The sequence below is a fragment of the Nocardia canadensis genome, assembly GCF_032656385.1.
GTDB lineage: Bacteria > Actinomycetota > Actinomycetes > Mycobacteriales > Mycobacteriaceae > Nocardia > Nocardia canadensis.
In genome coordinates, this window is the sequence record NZ_JAVCWB010000008.1 from 1,641,885 (window position 1) to 1,659,020 (window position 17,136).

Sequence of the window (17,136 nt, forward strand, 5' to 3'; positions counted from 1 at the left end):
CGGTTGCTCGAAATCCTCAGTGCTGCCAGGATTTTGCTCGTGACGGGACCGGCCCTGGCCGGGCCGGCACGATCACGGTGCGGTCGCCACCGCACGCCGTCAGCAAGTCTTCAGGGGATTGTCGTGCGATATCGACACAATCAACACCGCCCACCCGGGTCGGACCGGCGGTTTTCCGGCGCTGCCGCGGGTCGGGATGCCGTGTGCGGCGGTCGGTCACGACCGCCGCGTCCGACGATGCGCTGAGTTCGCCGGAACTCGGCCGACCCAGCCCGATGAAGGTGCCGGACATATTCGCCGGAAATGGTTTGCGGCCGTTGCTGGCTCGCCTGCGCCGGGATCGCCGTTGCACCGATCCGGCGCCGACCTTTCCTTGCCCACCGCGGGATGTGACCACCATGCAGCTCCCCGTCCCCCTGCGGGACACCACCCGTCCACTCGCGGCCGCGCTCACCGACGCCGACGCGCGCCGGTTCACCGGCATCCTGCGCGTCACCGGCGAACCGGGCGGTGACATCCGCTGCGTCGACGGCCGGATCGTGGCCGTGAGTACCGGTGGCGCACCGGATTTCGACGCCCTCGACCCGCACGACGACGCACAGCCGCTCGGCGCGGCCCGCACCCGGCTGCTGCGGATGACGGCCACCGTCGACGGCACCTTCGCCATCGCGGCGGGCTGGATCGATCGCTGTCACTGGATCGATGCCCACCCGGATGTCGTCGCCGCCGACGATTCCGGCTACGACGCCGAGTGGCTGCTCGGCGAGGCCGAGCGCAGGCTGGCCGCGCTCGCGCACGCCGGCTTCTCGCCGTACCGGAACCTGCTGGCGCTCACCGACTTCGGCCGCTCGGTACGCGAGCAGGGCGCCGAGCTCCTGCGCCTGGTCGACGGCACCAGGAGCTGCCGCGACCTGGCCTTCCTGCTCGGCCGTCCGCTCTACCCGGTGACCGTCGAGGTCGCGCGCCTGCTCGGCGCCGGTCAGCTGACGGTGCCCGCCCGGCACGCCGCCGACCACCCGCCCGTCCCCGCCGGGGCGGGCATGGTCGACCCGGCGCTGCCCCGGCGCCGCCGCGGCGCCAGCGGCATCAACGACACCCTCCGGCCGCGTCCGCCGCAGGCCGCTCCCCCGTCCACGACCGCCGTGGACGTACCCGACTCTTCGCCACGGCGGAGAACCGAGAGGATCTCATGAACACCAACGGCACCCCCGCCAGCATGAACGAACGGCTCACCGGGATGGTCAAGTCGCTGCGCGCCGAAGTTCCCGACTGCGTCGCCGCGGGCGTCATCGACATGTCGACCGGCATGCTGTTGTCGGTGGAGACCGTCGACAACCATCCGCCGGAGGTGCTGGATTTGCTCGCGGCCGCCACCCTCGACCTGTTCCAGGGCCGCAATGTGGTGATGATCGAGGACATCTGGAAGGAACGGCGCGGCATCCGCAGCGACGACCACTACTTCCAGGAGATCCTGGTCAATTCCAACAACCTCACCCACCTGTTCCTGCGCGCGGAGAGCCGCGACGACCTGGTGGTCGTGGTGGTGTGCCGCAAGACGGTCAATGTGGGCATGCTGTTCGCCCAGTCACGCCGGGTGCTCAAGGACACCGGCAGGCTCTGAGGTCATTCGGCGAGCGCATCCGCGAGCCGGGACCCGCAGGCGCGCAGGTGTGCTCGCAGCTCCGGGGAGCCGTGCACCCGGAACGGGAACCCGAGGGCGACGAGTTGCGCGGCGAGCCATCGCGGGTCGTCGTCGCGGGTTTCGGTGAGGCGGCACCTGGCATCGCCGTCGGCCACGATGCTGTCCGGCGCCGCACCGAGCCTGCCCGCCACCCGGTGCGCCGGCGCCTCGAACGTCACGTCCACCGTGTATCGCGGTGTGGCCCAGTCGGTTCGGCGCCCCGCGACGTACTCCGCGGCATCGGCGGCGGGGAGTTCCCTGGCGACGATGCGGGCGCCGGTCGGTCGCGGCTCCTCGACGCGGTCGACGCGGAAGCTGCGCCAGGCGTCGCGCTCGAGGTCGTAGGCGACCAGATACCACCGACGGCCCGCCGCCGCGATGCCGATCGGCTCGACGTGTCGCCGCGACTCGGCGCCCGCGGCGTCCCGATAGCGCAGGCGCACCCGTTCCCGGTTGCTCACCGCGGCGGCGAGGACGGTGAGAACCTCCGGATCGACCGTGGGGCCCGCGCCCGCGGAGACCGTCACCGCCGCGCCGACCACCCGCACCCGCCTGCGGAGCCTGGTGGGCAATACCTGTTCGAGTTTGGTGAGCGCGCGCACCGCCGCGTCCTCGATCCCGGCGACGGCCTGCCCGGCCGCGACCCGCAGGCCGACCGCGACGGCCACCGCCTCGTCCTCGTCGAGCACCAGCGGCGGCAGCGCCGAACCGGCGGTGAGGCGGTAGCCGCCGGTCGCCCCGAGCGCCGCCACGACGGGATAGCCCAGCTCGCGCAGCCGGTCGACATCACGGCGGACCGTGCGGTCGGTGACACCGAGCCGGTCGGCGAGTTCGCTGCCCGGCCACTCGCGTGGCATCTGCAGCAGGGAGAGCAAACGGAGCAGCCGGGCGGCGGTATCGGTCATGGCCGATATTCTGCCGCGCATCTAGGACCGAAACTGTCCTAGATGACTCCTAGCGTGGTGTGCACACCGACCGAGGAGTGCAGATGACGACCATTCGTCCCTTCCGTATCGACATCCCGCAGACCGATCTCGACGACCTGCGCGAGCGCCTGCGCCGGGCACGCTGGGCCGCGCCGCTGCCGGGAGCGGGCTGGGACCGCGGCGTGCCGACCGACTACCTGCGCGACCTGGCGCGGTACTGGGCCGAGGATTTCGATTGGCGCGCACAGGAATCCGCGCTCAACGAGTTCCCGCAGTTCGTCACCGAGATCGACGGCCTCGACGTGCACTTCCTGCACGTGCGCTCCCCCGAGCCGGACGCGGTGCCGCTGGTACTCACCCACGGCTGGCCGAACTCGTTCGTCGAGTTCACCCGCACCATCGGCCCGCTGACCGATCCGCGGGCCCACGGGCTCGACCCGGCCCCGGCCTTCCACGTCGTGGTGCCGTCGATCCCCGGCTTCGCGTTCTCGGCGGCGCCGCGTGAGACGGGCATGAGCGCGGCCCGGGTGGCCCGGATGTGGACCACGCTGATGGACCGGCTGGGCTACGACCGCTACGGCACCCAGGGTGGTGACCTCGGCGCCTACATCGCCCCGGAGATGGCGCTCGCCGCGCCCGAGCACGTCATCGGCGTGCATCTCGACGGCGGGATCGGGATGCCGACCGCGGCCGACGTACCGACGATGTCGGACGAGGACCTGCGGCAGTGGGAGGAGATGCAGCAGTGGATGACCGGCGGCGTCGACCACCACACCCTGCTGCGGGCCGCGCCGCAGACCTTCGCGCTCGGCTGGAACGACTCCCCGGTGGCGATGCTGGCCTGGCTGATGCAGAAGTTCCAGGAGTTCACCCCGATGGCCGACCTCGCCGAGGATGTCATCGACCGCGACCATCTGCTCACCAACGCCGCGATCTACTGGTTCACCCAGACCACCGGCACCTCCTCGTGGCCGATGTACGACGGTCTGCGCGACGGTGGCTTCGGTTGGCCCCCCGGCCAGAATCTGGTCCCGACCGGTGTCTACGGCGGCGGTTCACCGCTGATGCGCAAGCTCGCCGACCGCGACCACAAGATCACCCACTGGCCCTCGGGCAACCCGGGCAACCACTTCGTCGCCATGGAAGAACCCCTGGCCCACGTCAGCGACATCCGCACCTTCTTCGCCGACCTGCGCTGAATCCGGCCGGTGACAGCACACCGGGCAGGGTGCGCGGCACCCTGCCCGGTGGTTCGTTCGTGGCGTTCGGCTATCGCATGCCGGCATCGGGCACGCGGGGCGGGCACGGGGTGCCCGGTGCGGTGACCAGCTCGAAGTGCCACCACTCGTTGTCGAAGGTCCGGCACAGGCCCCAGCGGTTGCCATTGGTTTCCAGCCATTGGGCGCCGACCTGGGGGCCGACGTCGACGGCGTGGCCGGAGACATGGGTGGACTCCGCCGGGGGCAGCACCCAGCGGCGGGCCTCGTCAGGGGTGCCGTAGGTGGCGAGGCCGTCCTGCCACAGCATTTCCTGCTGCTCGGGGGTGCGGTAGCCCGAGGTGATCGACAGCGGGACGCCCTCGGCGTGCGCCTGCTGCTCGGCGAGGGTGTAGGCCAGGGCCAGCGGCGGGTCGAGGCCCTCGGTGCCCGCGGCGGACTGGAACTGTTCGCGCTGGTCGGTGGCGCCCGGCTGGGCCTCGGCGATGCCGATGCCGACGACGGTCACGGCCGCGGCGGCCGTGACCGTCACCAGCATCCGGTCGGCCAGGCGGCCGAGCACAGTAGTCATGCCGGAAGTCTATCGACCCGGTCCGTGCCCGAGCCGACCGCCGTGGGTGGGCTCGGGCACGGTGCGCGGGGTCGTTCCGGCAGGTCGGGCGACCGATTCAGGGTGTGCGGGTCAGCTCGCCCGAGGTCGCCCGGTCCGGCCGGATCGGCCAGCGGCCCGGCGCGGCGGTGTAGGCGGGCAGCGCGTCGAGCTGCCGGTGCCGACCGGGTACCGGGCGGATCGCCCGCTGGACCGCGACTGCGGTCAGCAGGCCGATCAGCGTCAGCCCCACCCACACCAACCGGTCGGCGCCGGCCGCGCGCGCGACGTCGAGGACCGCGCCGGTCCCCAGGTTGCCCGCGAGGATGGCCACCCCGACGATCGTGTTGTAGAACCCGTAGTGGGTCGCCACCAGCTTGCCCTCGCTCAGCGAGACGACGGTGTCCATCTCGAACGGGAAGACCGCCGCCGTCCCGACCGCCAGCACCGCGGCGGACAGCAGCAGCGCCGCGGCCGCGGCCACCGTCCCGAACGACTCCGCGCCGGGGATCAGCGCGAGCGGGACGAACGCCGCGGCCAGCACGCCGACACCGAGGACCAGACCACGCCCGATCCCCCACCGCGCTCGCAACCACGCGGTGATCCGCACTTGGCCGGCGACGGCGACCACGCCGGACACCACGAACACCAGCGCGGTCAGTTCCTGCCCGCCCGCGCCCGAAATGGTGCCCGCGTGCAGCGGCAGCGCCAGATACACCTGGAACGACAGCACATACGTGCCGCCCATGGCCACCGCGAACGCCACGAACCGCCGGTGACCGGCGATCGCGCGCCAGTCGGTCCACACCGACGTCGCGGTGGTCGCGCCGCTGCGCTGCGGCAGCGCGCACAGCTGTGCCACCGAGAGCACCGCGAACACGGCGGCCGCCGCCGCGGCGGTCCACCGGAAGTCCACCCCGAGCAGGGCGATCCCGACGAGGGGACCCGCCAGGATGCCTGCCTGATAAAACACGTTGAACACCGCGAACGCCTCGACCCGCCGCTCGCCTGCCTCGGCGGCCAGATAGGCGCGCACCGCCGGATTGAACAGCGCACCCGCGAATCCCGTCGCGGCGGAGGCGATCAGCAGCATCGGCAGCGAGGTGGCGAAGATCAACGCGGCGAATCCCGCGGTGCGCAAGACACATCCGGCGACGATGAGCGGTTTGTAGCCGAGACGGTCGGCCAGGGTGCCGCCGATCAGGAACATGCCCTGCTGGGAGAAGTTCCGGACGCCGAGCACGAGTCCGACCGCCCACGCGGCCAGGCCGAGCGGGCCGGACAGGTACCCGGCCAGGTACGGCATCAGCATGTAGAAGCCGAGGTTGATGCCGAACTGGTTGATCATGAGCAGCCGGGCGGGGGTGTCGAACCCGGCGAAGGTCCGCAGGGTCCTCATGCGCGCACCGGGCCCGTCTCGGCGAGCGCGCCGGGATCGAGCACCGTCGTGCAGCGCGTCCAGGATTCGACCACGCGCTCGGCCGGGTGATCGATCGTGTCGGGGTCGGTGGCGGGCGGACCCGCGAGCAAGCCGTGCGTACGGCAGTAGCCGTCGTTGTAGATCGTGTCGAAGTAGCGGTGCGGGCCGTCGGGGAAGACGGCGACGATCCTGGTCTCCGCGTCGGCCGTCCGGGCCGCCCAGCCCGCGACCAGGGCGACCGCGCCGACGCTCCACCCGCCGGTGGCGTAGTGCGTCGCGGCCAGTGTCCGGCAGGCCCAGACCGCTTCCGCCGGTGCGACCCAATGGATTTCGTCGAAGGCGCGATAGTCGACATTGGCCGGGTGGATGTTGGAGCCGAGTCCGCGCATCAACCGTGGCCCCGCGGGCTGGCCGAAGATCGCGGAGGCCACCGTGTCGACGCCGATCAGGCGCAGATCAGGGAACCGGCGGCGCAGTTCCCTGGCGACACCGGCGGAATGGCCGCCCGTGCCGACCGCGCAGACCAGCACGTCGACGCGCCCGACCTGGTCGATCAGCTCGTGCGCGAGCCCGGCGTAGCCGTCGGCGGCGTCGGGATTGCCGTACTGGTCCGGGCACCACGCGGTCGGCTCGGCGGCGAGCAGTTCGGCGACCCGGTCCCGGCGCGCCTGCTGCCAGCCGCCGGTGGGATGGGCTCGCTCGACCAGGTCGACCCGGGCACCGAAGGCGGCGAGCATCCGCGCGACGATCGGTTCCAGTCCGGGATCGGTGACCACGGTGACCGGATGAGCGTGCACCAGTCCGGCCAGGGCGAGCCCGAGTCCGAGGGTGCCGCTGCTGGATTCGACGATCCGCGCGCCGGGGGCGAGGTCGCCGCGGTGTTCGGCCCTGCGCACCATGTGCAGAGCGGGGCGGTCCTTCATCCCGCCGGGGTTGAATCCTTCCAGCTTGGCCCAGAACCCGCGGTCGGCGGTGGCCAGCGGCGCTCCCACCCACATCACCGGGGTATTGCCGACGAGTCCCTGGGGACGCTCGGCGATCGCGGCGGCGGTCCGGTCGAGCACGTATTCCTGCATGTCTGTCGCTTCCTGTGTCGGCCGCCGGGCACGGCGGCGCGGACGAGAACGGGCACGCGGACACCGGCCCGCCATGGGTGACGGGCCTGGCGCTGACCGATCAGCGTCGACAGATGCAGAACTGGGTGAGGATGTCGCGGCCCTGGCGGTACCGCAGTGGTGAGCGAGGCGGGGCGCGCGGGGCCGCGGCCGGACGCCCGAGGCTCGCGAGGAGCACGATCACCAGCGCCCCGAGCAGGCCGAGCAGGGGCAGCACAAGCCCGGTGTCGGGCGCCACGGTACCGACGAGGCAGTGGTCGGGCAGTGGGTGATCGGGAACGGCGAGCCCGGCCCCGTCGGCGACGGCCGCGACCACGCCGAGCGCCGCCTCCGGCGCGTGGTGGTTGTCGTGGTGCACCGTGGTGCAGTCGATCACGAGCGCGCACACGGCGGCCACGACCATGACGAACGCGCACAGCGCGCCGGCCCGGCGCGACGAGGGACGGCCAGTCCGATGACCCACCGTGCCTCCTTCGCCGCTCGTCGCCGGTGACCTACGCCGACCAAGCTACTACGTCATTGCGTAGGCACAGGTCAGCGTCATGGGGACGGGCGATCCGGGCGCGGTGGCGGCTGATTTCCCCTCTGCCACCGGACGATCGCGCGGCCGGTCTCGGTGGCCGGCGGCTCACCGTAGAGCCATTCGCGGGCCAGCCGATGCCAGTTGGCGCTGACCCGCAACTGGCCGAGGGTGGCGAAGGTGAACAGGTCGGCACGCCGGGAGAAGACGTGCTCGGGCGGGAGCAGTTGCCTGCGCATGCCCTGGAACTCGACCGAACGCGGGTCGACGGCGAGCAGCACGGCGCTGGTGGCCAATTCGGGAGTGATGGTGACCTCTTCGTCGAGCAGATGCCACCCGCAGGCCGCCCACACGTACGCCAGGCACTCCTCGACGGTGACGCCGGCGTCCGGGTCGATGATGCCGCGCCCGACCCAGGCCGCGTACAGGTCCTCGGGCCGGTCCTCGGCGGCGGCCCGCAGGCAGGAGCGCTCGAAATCGACGTGCTCGGGGTCCATCCGGTTGTAGAGCCCGAAGTCGACGAAGGCGAGTTTGCCGTCCTCGGCGAGCAGCACATTGCCCGGATGCGGATCGCCGCAGAATTCGTTGTCGGCGAACAGGGTGCCGAGATAGAAGCGGTAGATCAGTTCGCCGTAATGGTCCCGGTCCGCGTCGGGCAGCGTCTGCAGGTGCGAGAAGCCATGCCCCGCGACGTATTCGGTCACCAGCACATTGTGCGAGCAGTGTTCCTCGATCGCGTCGGGCACGGTGATGAAGGGATGTCCCCGGTAGCGCTGGGCGACCCGGTGCTGGGTCCGCGCCTCCCGCAGATAGTCCAGCTCGCTGCGCAGGTTGGCGGCGATCTCTTCCAGCACCCCGGTGTCGGCCATGCTCGGGAGCACGGATCTGGCCATCTTGCTGAGGAATTCGAGGTTGCCGATATCGGCGTGCACGGCCCGTTCCACGCCGGGATATTTCACTTTCACCGCCACCGCGCGGCCGTCGCGCAGGGTCGCCCGGTGCACCTGACCGATCGAGGCCGCGGCGATGGCGGTCTCGTCGAAGTCGGCGAAGATGCGCGTCAGCGGGCCGAGGTCGTCCTCGATCACCCGGCGCATGGTGGGGAACGCGACGGCGGGCGCCCGATCCCGCAGCGCCGCGAGCTGCCGGGTGAACTGCGCGCGGTGCGATTCGGGGACGAAATCGAGGTCGAGAACCGACAGCATCTGGCCCAGCTTCATCGCCGAGCCCTTCATGCTGCCGAGCACCGCGACGATCTGCTGCGCGGTCTTCATCGCCGACCGCTCGGCCAGCACCTGCCTGGCCTCCTCGGTGCGCCCGATCATCGACAGCCGCGTTCCGACCCCGCGCACGGTCTGTTCGGCCGCCAGCTGCCCCAGCTTCGCTCCGCGCGCGACGCGCCCCGAGGGCGGTATCCCGGTGGCCGCCATTTCCACCCCCGTCGAACCGGTCCAGCGTATGTCGCGGGTCACACTACACCGGCGGCCTGCGTGCCGGGAACGAACGAAAACCCCGGCTCGCGCGGTGGCGAGGCCGGGGTCTTCGCGGTCGGTGGCCGAGCGGGACGGTTACACGCGTTCCTTGGAGCGGGTGCGCACGCGCAGGGCGATCGGCTTGGAGGTCTCGGCGAAGAAGTCGTTGCCCTTGTCGTCGACGACGATGAAGGCGGGGAAGTCCTCGACGTCGATCTTCCAGACCGCTTCCATACCCAGCTCGGGGTACTCGAGCACCTCGACGTTCTTGATGCAATCCAGTGCCAGCCGGGCGGCGGGGCCGCCGATGGAGCCCAGGTAGAAGCCACCGTGCTCGTTGCAGGCCTTGGTCACCTGGGCCGAACGGTTGCCCTTGGCCAGCATGACCATGGAGCCGCCCGCGGCCTGGAACTGGTCGACGTAGGAGTCCATACGACCCGCGGTGGTGGGGCCGAAGGAGCCGGAGGCGTAGCCCTCGGGGGTCTTGGCCGGGCCCGCGTAGTAGACGGCCATGTCGCGCAGGTACTCCGGCATCGGCTCGCCCGCGTCGAGCCGCTCCTTGATCTTGGCGTGGGCGATGTCGCGGGCGACGACCAGCGGGCCGGTCAGCGAAAGCCGGGTCTTCACCGGGTATTTCGACAGCTCGGCGCGGATCTCGTCCATCGGCCGGTTGAGGTCGATCTTCACCACGTCGCCGCCGAGGATCTCCTCGGTCTGCTCCGGGAGGTACTGGGCCGGTTCGGTTTCCAGCTGCTCCAGGAAGATGCCGTCCTTGGTGATCTTGGCCAGCGCCTGGCGGTCGGCCGAGCAGGACACCGCGATGGCGACCGGGCAGGAGGCGCCGTGCCGGGGCAGGCGGACCACGCGCACGTCGTGGCAGAAGTACTTGCCGCCGAACTGCGCGCCGATGCCGAACTCGCGGGTGAGCTGGAAGACCTCTTCCTCGAGCTCGAGATCGCGGAACGCGTGGCCGGTGATCGAGCCCTCGGTGGGCAGGTTGTCCAGGTAGTGCGCGGAGGCGTACTTGGCCGTCTTCAGGGCGAATTCGGCGCTGGTGCCGCCGATGACCACGGCGAGGTGGTAGGGCGGGCAGGCCGCGGTGCCGAGCGACCGGATCTTCTCGTCGAGGAACTCGAGCATGCGCTCGGGATTCAGGACAGCTTTGGTCTCCTGGTACAGGAACGACTTGTTGGCCGAGCCGCCGCCCTTGGCCATGAACAGGAACTTGTAGACCGGGTTGTCGGCGTCGCCCTCGGTCGAGTACAGCTCGATCTGCGCGGGCAGGTTGGAGCCGGTGTTCTTCTCGTCCCACATGGTGATCGGAGCCAGCTGGGAGTAGCGCAGGTTCAGCGTGGAGTAGGCGTCGAACACGCCGCGGCTGATCCATTCGGCGTCGTCGACACCGGTCAGCACGCCCTCGCTCTTCTTGCCCATCACGATCGCGGTGCCGGTGTCCTGACACATCGGCAGCACGCCGCCCGCGGAGATGTTGAGGTTCTTGAGCAGGTCCAGCGCGACGAAGCGGTCGTTGCCCGAGGACTCCGGGTCGTCGATGATCTTGCGCAGCTGGCGCAGGTGCGCGGGCCGCAGGTAGTGGCTGATGTCGTGGATCGCCGTCTCGGTGAGCAGCCGCAGCGCTTCGGGCTCGACCTGCAGGAAGGTGCGACCGTTGTGCTCGAAGGTGCTGACCCCCTCGGTGGTGAGCAAGCGGTACGGCGTGTCGTCGGCGCCGATCGGCAGCAGATCGGAATAGCGGAACTCCGGCGCGGTCACGAATCGCACTCCTCGGGTGGCTGGTCACAAAGCACTCGGAAGCCTATCGACCACCCGCGTCCACCTGCTGGTTAGGCAACCCTATGTGACGTAAGGCAAATGCCTGAACCAAGATCGAGGTTGCACGTTCAACCCAAACGGTGCTACCCATTCACCCGGACGGTGGCGGGGCGTGCACCGTTCCAATCCGAAGCTTGCACCGGAGAATCTGGAGCTCGATCGTGACCGATCCACAGTGGCTCGATGATGTCGAAATGCGCGCCTGGCTGGGCTATGTCCGGACCCGCGACCTGATCGCCGCGGCGATCGGGCGTGACGCGGGCCGGGCGGCCGACCTCAGCTGGGTCGAGTACTCGGTGCTCGTATACCTGGCCGACGCGCCGGGTCAGCGCCTCACCTTCGCCGATCTGGCGGGCGCGCTGGAATGGTCGCAGAGCAGGCTCTCGCACCAGATCACCCGCATGCAGAAACGCGGGCTGGTGATCAGGGAGACGATGCCACACGACCAGCGCCGCACCGTCGCCCGCCTGACGAGCGCGGGCGGCCAGCTGCTCACCACGGCCGCGCCCGCGCACGTGCGCAGCGTGCGACGGCACATGATCGACGTCCTCGACCGCGGCCAGCTGGCCGCCCTGGCCGAGATCTACGACGTGTTGATCAACCATCACCGCAGCGCGGCAGGCGGATTCGATCCCACCGGACGGGGCAGCGCGACCCCGCACGCGGAAGAACCGGCCCCGGATCCGGCCTGATCGTCAGGACCCGGTGCTGCCCCCGGAGTCGGGACGGCTGGTGCCGAGCCCGCCCCGCTGGACCGTGCCGCCGGAGTCCGGTACGCCGCGGTCGTAGACGCCGGCGCCTGCGGGCCGGATGAAGCTGCCCGCGGCCAGCGCGACGGCGGCGCCGATCGCCGGGTACACCAGCGTATCGGTGTGCTGGTACCAGAAATCGGCGTAGCGGCCCTCGGCGGTGTCGCACAGTCCGTCGGCCACCCGGGTCGAGGAGGTGGTGTCCACGCAGATGCCGACGGCGGTCGGCTGCGCGGGCGCGCTGGTGGTGGGCCGGGCCGAGGTCGTGGTGGTGGGTCGCGCGGTCGTGGTCGGCCGGGCCGTGCTCGTCACCGGCGGTTTCGCCGAGGTGGTGGCCGCGCGATGCGCCGGCGCCCCGGTCCCGCACCCCGCCGCCACCAGCGCCATCGCCACCACGGCGGGCAGCGTGCAGGACACACTGCGCGACTTCATGATTCGGACGCGCCGCTGCTCGTCCGGTACTCCCCCACGCACGAATTCCCCCTCGATGCCGACGACCCGGCCGATCCTAGCGACGACCCGGCTCGCCCGTCCGGGGAACGACACCGGCGACGGACCTCGCCGAAGCGGAGTCCGTCGCCGGTGGCGGGGTGGCTACCGCTGGACGAGATCCGCTGTGGTGAGCGGTCGTTCGAGGTCGGCGGGCACGCCCAGGGCCCGTTCGAACCCGGCGGGCACGATGATGTCGCCCCGGTCGAGATCGGCGATCGAGGTCTTGCGCAGGCCGAGCAGCGCCGAATCGATGCCGCCGCGCAGGATGTCGAGCACGTTCTCCACGCCCGCCTGGCCGTTGGCGGCCAGGCCCCACAGGTACGCGCGCCCGATCAGCACGGCGCGGGCGCCCAGGGCCACGGCCTTCACGACATCGCTGCCGCGCCGGATACCACCGTCGAGGACGACCTCGATCTGGTCGCCGACCGCGTCGGCCAGCACCGGCAGCGCCCGGATGGCGGCGGGGGTGCCGTCGAGGTTGTTGCCGCCGTGGTTGGACACCGAGATGCCGGCCACGCCCGCGTCGACCGCGCGCAGCGCGTCGTCGACCCGCATGACGCCCTTGAGCAGTACCGGACCGTCCCACTGGGCGCAGATCCAGGCGACGTCGTCCCAGTCGGGCGCGGGGGTCTGCATCCACTCGCCGTAGGCGCCGAAGAAGCCCGGCGCCGCGCCGCCGCCGACGGCCATGTTGGGGGCGGTCAGGTCGGGGATCGAGCCCGAGCGCAGGTAGGTGGCGAGCCAGCGCGGGCGTGCCAGGGTCTGCGGGGCGAACTTCATCATGGTGCGCAGGTTCAGCGACTCCGGGATCACCGGGCTGCCCCAGTCGCGACCGTGCGAGAACGACCAGTCCAGGGTCAGGATGAGCCCGACCGCGCCCGCCGCCTTCGCCCTGGCCATCCGCTCGAGGATCTGGTCCTTGTTGCCGCACCAGTACAGCTGGAACAGCGTGGCCGGGTTGGCCGCGATCACCTCTTCGATCGGCTTGCTCGCGAACGAGCTCAGGCCCATGGCGATCCCCCGCGCGGCCGCCGCCCTGGCCACGGCGACCTCGCCGTCGGGGTGTACCGCCTGCACGCCGGTGGGCGAGATCAGCACCGGCATCGAGAGCTGCTGGCCGAGCACGGTGGTCGACTGGTCGCGCTCGCCGATCGAGCCCGCGCAGTGCGGGGCGAAGCCGAGTTCGGTGAACGCGGTCTGGTTGTCCTCGATGGTCTGGCCGCGTTCGGAGCCCGCGATCAGCGCGCCGTACACCGATTTCGGCAGGCGCTTGCGGGCGCGGCGCTGCGCCTCGGCGACGGTCTCGAACCAGGGATTCATCGACGTGATCCTTCCTCAGGAACCTGGGGCCACCAGCGGCCCAGGTCTGCCAGCAGTGCGGTGGTTGCCGCGTTCAGCAGCGCGGCGCCTTCGCCTGCGCTCGACCCGGTGGGGTCACCGAGAATTCCGTTGGGGCTCACGGCCCGGACACCGCCGGCCCGCAGCAGCGGCAGCAGTTCGGCCAGCGGGCGCCGGTCCCCCGGTTCGGCCAGGTCGGCGCGCACCAGATCCGGCGTCAGCGCGAGCTGGATCGAGGTCTCGGCGCGGCCCGCGTGCGGGTCACCGCCGTACCCGGGCGAGAACAGGCGCACGTCCCGCGATTCCGAGCGCAGCAGGGCGACCGCGCGGCGCACCGCCTCGACATTGCCGCCGTGCCCGTTCACCAGCACGATGCGATCGAAGGTGTCGGTGGCCGACCGGCACAGCTCGACGACCAGCAGCTCCAGCGCGGCCTGCCCGATCGACAGGGTGCCCGCGAAGCCGGCGTGCTCGCCGCTGGCGCCGTAGGGCACCGCCGGGGCGACCAGCACGTCGGCACGCTCGGCGGCGACCCGCGCGCAGACCGCGGCGGCGATGTCGGTATCGGTGGACAGGGGCAGGTGGGGGCCGTGTTGCTCGGTGGCGCCGAGCGGGATGACCAGGATCACTCCCGCGGCGGCACATGTGCCCGCCTCGGGCCATGTGAGGTGGGCCACGAACATGGTCCCGAGATTAACGACAGTCACTGACATAATCAAGGGGCCGGGATTCCCTACTCTGTATCCATGTCAGCCCCGTCCCCGCGCGCGCATCGCGGCCGCCCGCCGCGCACCACGCGCCGCGAACTCGAAGTCATCGCGATGCGGTTGTTCGCCGAGCACGGCTTCGACGACGTCACCGTCGAGCGCATCGCGGCCGAGGCCGGGGTCAGCGAACGCACCTTCTTCCGGTATTTCCCCAGCAAGGCCGAGGTGCTCTGGCACCAGTTCGACGACGAGGTCGCCGACCTGCGCGACGCGTTCGCCGCGGTCCCCGACGACGAGCCGATGATGGCGGCGGTGCGCCGAATCGTGGTGGCGGCCAACAGATATCGCGCCGAGGACATCCCAGAGCTGCGCACCAGGATGCGCCTGGTCTCCGGGGTCCCCGCGCTCTCGGCGGGCGCAGGCGCGCACTACGACGCGTGGGAACGCGCGGTCGGCGAGTTCGCGGCCCGGCGCCTCGGCACCACCGCCGGCGACCTGGTCCCCCTGGCCGTCGGCCGCACCACGCTGGCGGCCGCGCGAGCGGCGTTCGACGCCTGGCTCGAACGCGGTGACACCGATCTGACGAGCTATCTGGACCGCGCGCTGCGAGCGCTGGAGCGAGGCTTCGCCCCGGAGCGGTCAGCGGACGCGGAGCAACCCGCACGTTTGGACGGCATCCCGGATGGGGTATGAGTAGGCTCGAGCCAAGCGCGCGCTGCGCACCGGAGAAAGCCCGTCGAAAGGGGCAGGAGTTTCCATGTCCGAGGTGTCCATGAGTCTTTCGGCGGATTCGCTGCCGGCGCGCCCGGTAGACAACTTGCTGCCGCAACTGGTCGAGCACCTCCGGCAGAACCGCACCGGACTGCGCGAGGAGTGGGCGCGGCGCATCACCGAGGCCGAGCTGCTCACGGCCATGACCCCGGAGGAGATCTTCTCCGAGGCCACGTCGATGTACGACAACTACGTCGAGGTGCTCGTCACCGGTAGCGTCGAGGCGCTGCAGGCCTACGCCCGCGACCTGTCCGAGCGCATCATTCCGCGAGGCGTCGAGACCGACGAGGTCCTCGGAATCGTGCTGCTCCTGCGCGACGTGCTGGCTCGCTCGCTGTTCGAGAAGTACCAGGCCGATTTCGATCTGCTCAACCAGGTCCTCGACGCCTACGAACCCGCCGCCAACCGCATCGCCAGCACCGTGGCCATCTCGTTCGTGCAGGAGCGCGAGCGCGTCATCCGCCAGCAGCAGGAAGCCATCCGCGAGCTGTCCACCCCGGTGCTTCAGGTGCGCGAACAGCTGCTCATCCTGCCGATCATCGGTGTGCTCGACTCCCAGCGCGCCCGCCAGCTCACCGAGCAGCTGCTGCGCGCCATCCGCGCCAACCGCGCCAAGGTCGTCGTCATCGACATCACCGGTGTGCCCGCGATCGACTCGGTGGTGGCCAACCACCTCGTGCAGACCGTCGACGCCTCGGGCCTGATGGGTGCCAACGTCATCATCACCGGTCTGTCCTCGGAGATCGCGCTCACGCTGGTGACCATCGGCCTGGATCTGTCGAAGATGAACGCGGTCGGCGACCTGCAGGGCGGTATCGAAGAGGCCGAGCGTCTGCTCGGGTACGAGGTCTCCCGGGTGACCGAGCGCCTGAGCGAACGAGACGGACGCTGAGCTAGCCACCATGCCGGTTCCCATTCTCAAACAGGGCACGTTCCTGATCGCTTCGGTGCAGTCGGCCCTGACCGACAGCGATACCGAGCGTCTCCAGGACGACCTCATGAAGCAGGTCAGCCGCTATCGGGCTACCGGCATCGTCGTCGACGTCACCGCAATCGACGTGATGGACTCCTTCGCCGCGCGCTCGCTGCGCACCATCGCGCACATGACCCAGCTGCGCGGCGCCGAGACCGTCATCGTGGGATTGCAGCCGGAGGTGGCATTCGCGATGGTGCAGCTCGGCCTGACCTTCGAGGACATGCACACCGCGCTTGATCTGGAGGAGGGCCTCGCGTGGCTCAACCGCCTCCCCAGCAGGCGACGAGACGGTCGTGACAGTGGCCGCTGAGCAGGTGGCCATCGCGGTCAAAGTCTCCGAGGACATCGTCACCGCACGTCAGGCGGGACATGAACTGGCCGCAGCCCTGGGTTTCACTCTCACCGACCGCACCATGATCTCCACCGCGATCTCGGAAATCGCGCGCAACATCACCAGCTACGCGGGCAGCGGCGAGATCCGGCTGCTCGTCGACCTGCGCGACGGCCGGCGCTCCCTCGTCGTCCAGGCCGAAGACCAGGGACCGGGCATCCGCGACATCACGCGCGCCCTGGACGACGGCTACTCCACCGGCCGCGGACTCGGGCTGGGGCTGCCCGGCGCGCGCAGGCTGATGGACGGCCTCACCATCGATTCCGCCCCCGGCCGCGGGACGTTGATCGAGATGTGGAAGTGGGTACCCGACGGTGCATGAAGACGGGATCATCGGCCGCACGGAATGGTCGACGGCCGGTCGGGCACTGCCCGGGCAGGACGTCTCGGGCGATCGTGCGGTCATCCTCGACACCGGTGACGGTGGCGCGCTGTTCGGCGTGCTCGACGGGCTCGGGCACGGCGCGGCCGCGGCCGACGCGGCCGACCGCGCGATGGTCATCCTGGCCGAGAACCGCGGCGAACCGCTGGACGTGCTGATGGTGCTGTGCCATCGCGCGATGGTCGAAACCCGCGGCGCCGCGGTCTCGTTGGCCCTGATGGGACCGGGCGAGACGCTGCAGTGGCTCGGCGTCGGCAATGTCGAGTCGCGGCTGCTGACGCTGGGTCCGGCCGGTCCGGAACTGCGGGCGACCATGCTGCTCACCGGCGGCATCGTCGGCTATCGGCTGCCCTCGCACCTGCAACCGCAGACCCTGCCGATCCGTCCCGGTGACCTGCTGCTGATGGCCACCGACGGCATCGTCTCGGTCGGCCCGGAGTCGATCGATCTGGCGCGTCCGGCCAGCCAGATCGCCGGCGACCTGCTCGCCCGCGATGCCAAGGACACCGACGACGCCCTGGTTCTCGCGGCGCGATTCCGCGGAGCTTGTCCATGAG

19 protein-coding genes are annotated in these 17,136 nt (G+C 70.8%); 9 read left to right on the forward strand and 10 right to left on the reverse strand.

Annotation, left to right across the window (positions count from 1 at the left end; genetic code table 11):
• The first annotated feature begins 398 nt into the window (after window positions 1-398).
• Window positions 399-1,193 (forward strand): DUF4388 domain-containing protein, encoded by a 795-nt coding sequence (locus Q7X29_RS21455; RefSeq protein ID WP_218719703.1) that lies wholly within the window; start codon window positions 399-401, stop codon window positions 1,191-1,193.
• Window positions 1,190-1,621, forward strand: coding sequence for a hypothetical protein (locus Q7X29_RS21460; RefSeq protein WP_218719704.1), 432 nt, complete (start codon window positions 1,190-1,192; stop codon window positions 1,619-1,621). Before Q7X29_RS21455 ends, Q7X29_RS21460 begins: the two co-directional genes overlap by 4 nt.
• A gap of 2 nt (window positions 1,622-1,623) precedes the next feature.
• On the opposite strand, the gene Q7X29_RS21465 is transcribed toward Q7X29_RS21460, so the two are convergent.
• Window positions 1,624-2,586: a helix-turn-helix transcriptional regulator gene (locus tag Q7X29_RS21465; protein WP_316575187.1), complete on the reverse strand. Its 963-nt coding sequence runs from the start codon at window positions 2,584-2,586 to the stop codon at window positions 1,624-1,626.
• Window positions 2,587-2,669: 83 nt separating this feature from the next.
• On the opposite strand from Q7X29_RS21465, the gene Q7X29_RS21470 reads away from it, so the two are divergent.
• Window positions 2,670-3,806: an epoxide hydrolase family protein gene (locus Q7X29_RS21470; protein ID WP_316575188.1), complete on the forward strand. Its 1,137-nt coding sequence runs from the start codon at window positions 2,670-2,672 to the stop codon at window positions 3,804-3,806.
• Between the two features lie 70 nt (window positions 3,807-3,876).
• Here Q7X29_RS21470 and Q7X29_RS21475 read toward each other — a convergent pair whose 3' ends face one another.
• The 6 genes from Q7X29_RS21475 to Q7X29_RS21500 form a co-directional block, all read right to left on the reverse strand.
• Window positions 3,877-4,395, reverse strand: a complete 519-nt coding sequence (locus Q7X29_RS21475) for a M15 family metallopeptidase (protein ID WP_255588139.1) — start codon at window positions 4,393-4,395, stop codon at window positions 3,877-3,879.
• A 97-nt stretch (window positions 4,396-4,492) separates the two neighbouring features.
• The gene (locus Q7X29_RS21480; RefSeq protein WP_316575189.1) at window positions 4,493-5,812 is read right to left on the reverse strand and encodes an MFS transporter; all 1,320 of its coding nucleotides are present in this window, start codon (window positions 5,810-5,812) and stop codon (window positions 4,493-4,495) included.
• Window positions 5,809-6,909, reverse strand: coding sequence for a PLP-dependent cysteine synthase family protein (locus Q7X29_RS21485; protein ID WP_316575190.1), 1,101 nt, complete (start codon window positions 6,907-6,909; stop codon window positions 5,809-5,811). The genes Q7X29_RS21480 and Q7X29_RS21485 overlap by 4 nt, the downstream gene beginning before the upstream one ends.
• A gap of 100 nt (window positions 6,910-7,009) precedes the next feature.
• Window positions 7,010-7,411 (reverse strand): putative copper homeostasis (lipo)protein LpqS, encoded by a 402-nt coding sequence (lpqS, locus tag Q7X29_RS21490; protein WP_316575191.1) that lies wholly within the window; start codon window positions 7,409-7,411, stop codon window positions 7,010-7,012.
• A gap of 77 nt (window positions 7,412-7,488) precedes the next feature.
• Complete coding sequence (locus tag Q7X29_RS21495; protein WP_316575401.1) at window positions 7,489-8,898, reverse strand: ABC1 kinase family protein; 1,410 nt, start codon at window positions 8,896-8,898, stop codon at window positions 7,489-7,491.
• Window positions 8,899-9,036: 138 nt separating this feature from the next.
• Window positions 9,037-10,713, reverse strand: coding sequence for a fumarate hydratase (locus tag Q7X29_RS21500; RefSeq protein WP_218719710.1), 1,677 nt, complete (start codon window positions 10,711-10,713; stop codon window positions 9,037-9,039).
• 221 nt (window positions 10,714-10,934) lie between these two features.
• Here Q7X29_RS21500 and Q7X29_RS21505 point away from each other — a divergent pair, with 221 nt between their 5' ends.
• Window positions 10,935-11,465, forward strand: coding sequence for a MarR family winged helix-turn-helix transcriptional regulator (locus Q7X29_RS21505; RefSeq protein ID WP_308248562.1), 531 nt, complete (start codon window positions 10,935-10,937; stop codon window positions 11,463-11,465).
• Between the two features lie 3 nt (window positions 11,466-11,468).
• Here Q7X29_RS21505 and Q7X29_RS21510 read toward each other — a convergent pair whose 3' ends face one another.
• Genes Q7X29_RS21510 through mftE form a run of 3 tightly spaced genes read right to left on the reverse strand, consistent with a single transcriptional unit; the run spans window position 11,469 to window position 14,035 of the window.
• Window positions 11,469-12,068 carry a hypothetical protein gene (locus Q7X29_RS21510; RefSeq protein WP_316575192.1) on the reverse strand — a complete coding sequence of 200 codons (600 nt, stop codon included), beginning with the start codon at window positions 12,066-12,068 and terminating at the stop codon, window positions 11,469-11,471.
• Window positions 12,069-12,116: 48 nt separating this feature from the next.
• Window positions 12,117-13,334 carry a pre-mycofactocin synthase MftD gene (gene mftD / locus Q7X29_RS21515; RefSeq protein WP_316575193.1) on the reverse strand — a complete coding sequence of 406 codons (1,218 nt, stop codon included), beginning with the start codon at window positions 13,332-13,334 and terminating at the stop codon, window positions 12,117-12,119.
• Window positions 13,331-14,035 (reverse strand): mycofactocin biosynthesis peptidyl-dipeptidase MftE, encoded by a 705-nt coding sequence (gene mftE, locus Q7X29_RS21520; RefSeq protein WP_218719713.1) that lies wholly within the window; start codon window positions 14,033-14,035, stop codon window positions 13,331-13,333. Before mftE ends, mftD begins: the two co-directional genes overlap by 4 nt.
• Before the next feature lie 63 nt (window positions 14,036-14,098).
• Between mftE and mftR the strand changes: the two genes are divergently transcribed.
• The 5 genes from mftR to Q7X29_RS21545 all read left to right on the forward strand — a co-directional run bounded on the left by mftR (window position 14,099) and on the right by Q7X29_RS21545 (window position 17,135).
• Window positions 14,099-14,752, forward strand: a complete 654-nt coding sequence (gene mftR, locus Q7X29_RS21525; RefSeq protein ID WP_316575194.1) for a mycofactocin system transcriptional regulator — start codon at window positions 14,099-14,101, stop codon at window positions 14,750-14,752.
• 64 nt (window positions 14,753-14,816) lie between these two features.
• Window positions 14,817-15,722, forward strand: a complete 906-nt coding sequence (locus tag Q7X29_RS21530) for an STAS domain-containing protein (protein ID WP_218719715.1) — start codon at window positions 14,817-14,819, stop codon at window positions 15,720-15,722.
• Between the two features lie 10 nt (window positions 15,723-15,732).
• Complete coding sequence (locus Q7X29_RS21535; RefSeq protein ID WP_218719716.1) at window positions 15,733-16,116, forward strand: STAS domain-containing protein; 384 nt, start codon at window positions 15,733-15,735, stop codon at window positions 16,114-16,116.
• Entirely contained in the window at window positions 16,106-16,519 is a 414-nt protein-coding gene (locus Q7X29_RS21540) for an ATP-binding protein (RefSeq protein WP_218719815.1), read from the forward strand. The genes Q7X29_RS21535 and Q7X29_RS21540 overlap by 11 nt, the downstream gene beginning before the upstream one ends.
• Window positions 16,512-17,135, forward strand: a complete 624-nt coding sequence (locus Q7X29_RS21545) for a PP2C family serine/threonine-protein phosphatase (RefSeq protein WP_218719717.1) — start codon at window positions 16,512-16,514, stop codon at window positions 17,133-17,135. Before Q7X29_RS21540 ends, Q7X29_RS21545 begins: the two co-directional genes overlap by 8 nt.
• Window position 17,136: the final 1 nt, after the last annotated feature.

Bases quoted from the DNA above. Each gene is read 5' to 3' on its own strand.
- Q7X29_RS21455 (WP_218719703.1), top strand. From the start codon at position 399: ATGCAGCTCCCCGTCCCCCTGCGGGACACCACCCGTCCACTCGCGGCC.
- Q7X29_RS21460 (WP_218719704.1), top strand. From the start codon at position 1,190: ATGAACACCAACGGCACCCCCGCCAGCATGAACGAACGGCTCACCGGG.
- Q7X29_RS21465 (WP_316575187.1), bottom strand. From the start codon at position 2,586: ATGACCGATACCGCCGCCCGGCTGCTCCGTTTGCTCTCCCTGCTGCAG.
- Q7X29_RS21470 (WP_316575188.1), top strand. From the start codon at position 2,670: ATGACGACCATTCGTCCCTTCCGTATCGACATCCCGCAGACCGATCTC.
- Q7X29_RS21475 (WP_255588139.1), bottom strand. From the start codon at position 4,395: ATGACTACTGTGCTCGGCCGCCTGGCCGACCGGATGCTGGTGACGGTC.
- Q7X29_RS21480 (WP_316575189.1), bottom strand. From the start codon at position 5,812: ATGAGGACCCTGCGGACCTTCGCCGGGTTCGACACCCCCGCCCGGCTG.
- Q7X29_RS21485 (WP_316575190.1), bottom strand. From the start codon at position 6,909: ATGCAGGAATACGTGCTCGACCGGACCGCCGCCGCGATCGCCGAGCGT.
- Q7X29_RS21495 (WP_316575401.1), bottom strand. From the start codon at position 8,898: ATGGCGGCCACCGGGATACCGCCCTCGGGGCGCGTCGCGCGCGGAGCG.
- mftD (WP_316575193.1), bottom strand. From the start codon at position 13,334: ATGAATCCCTGGTTCGAGACCGTCGCCGAGGCGCAGCGCCGCGCCCGC.
- mftE (WP_218719713.1), bottom strand. From the start codon at position 14,035: ATGTTCGTGGCCCACCTCACATGGCCCGAGGCGGGCACATGTGCCGCC.
- mftR (WP_316575194.1), top strand. From the start codon at position 14,099: ATGTCAGCCCCGTCCCCGCGCGCGCATCGCGGCCGCCCGCCGCGCACC.
- Q7X29_RS21530 (WP_218719715.1), top strand. From the start codon at position 14,817: ATGTCCGAGGTGTCCATGAGTCTTTCGGCGGATTCGCTGCCGGCGCGC.
- Q7X29_RS21535 (WP_218719716.1), top strand. From the start codon at position 15,733: ATGCCGGTTCCCATTCTCAAACAGGGCACGTTCCTGATCGCTTCGGTG.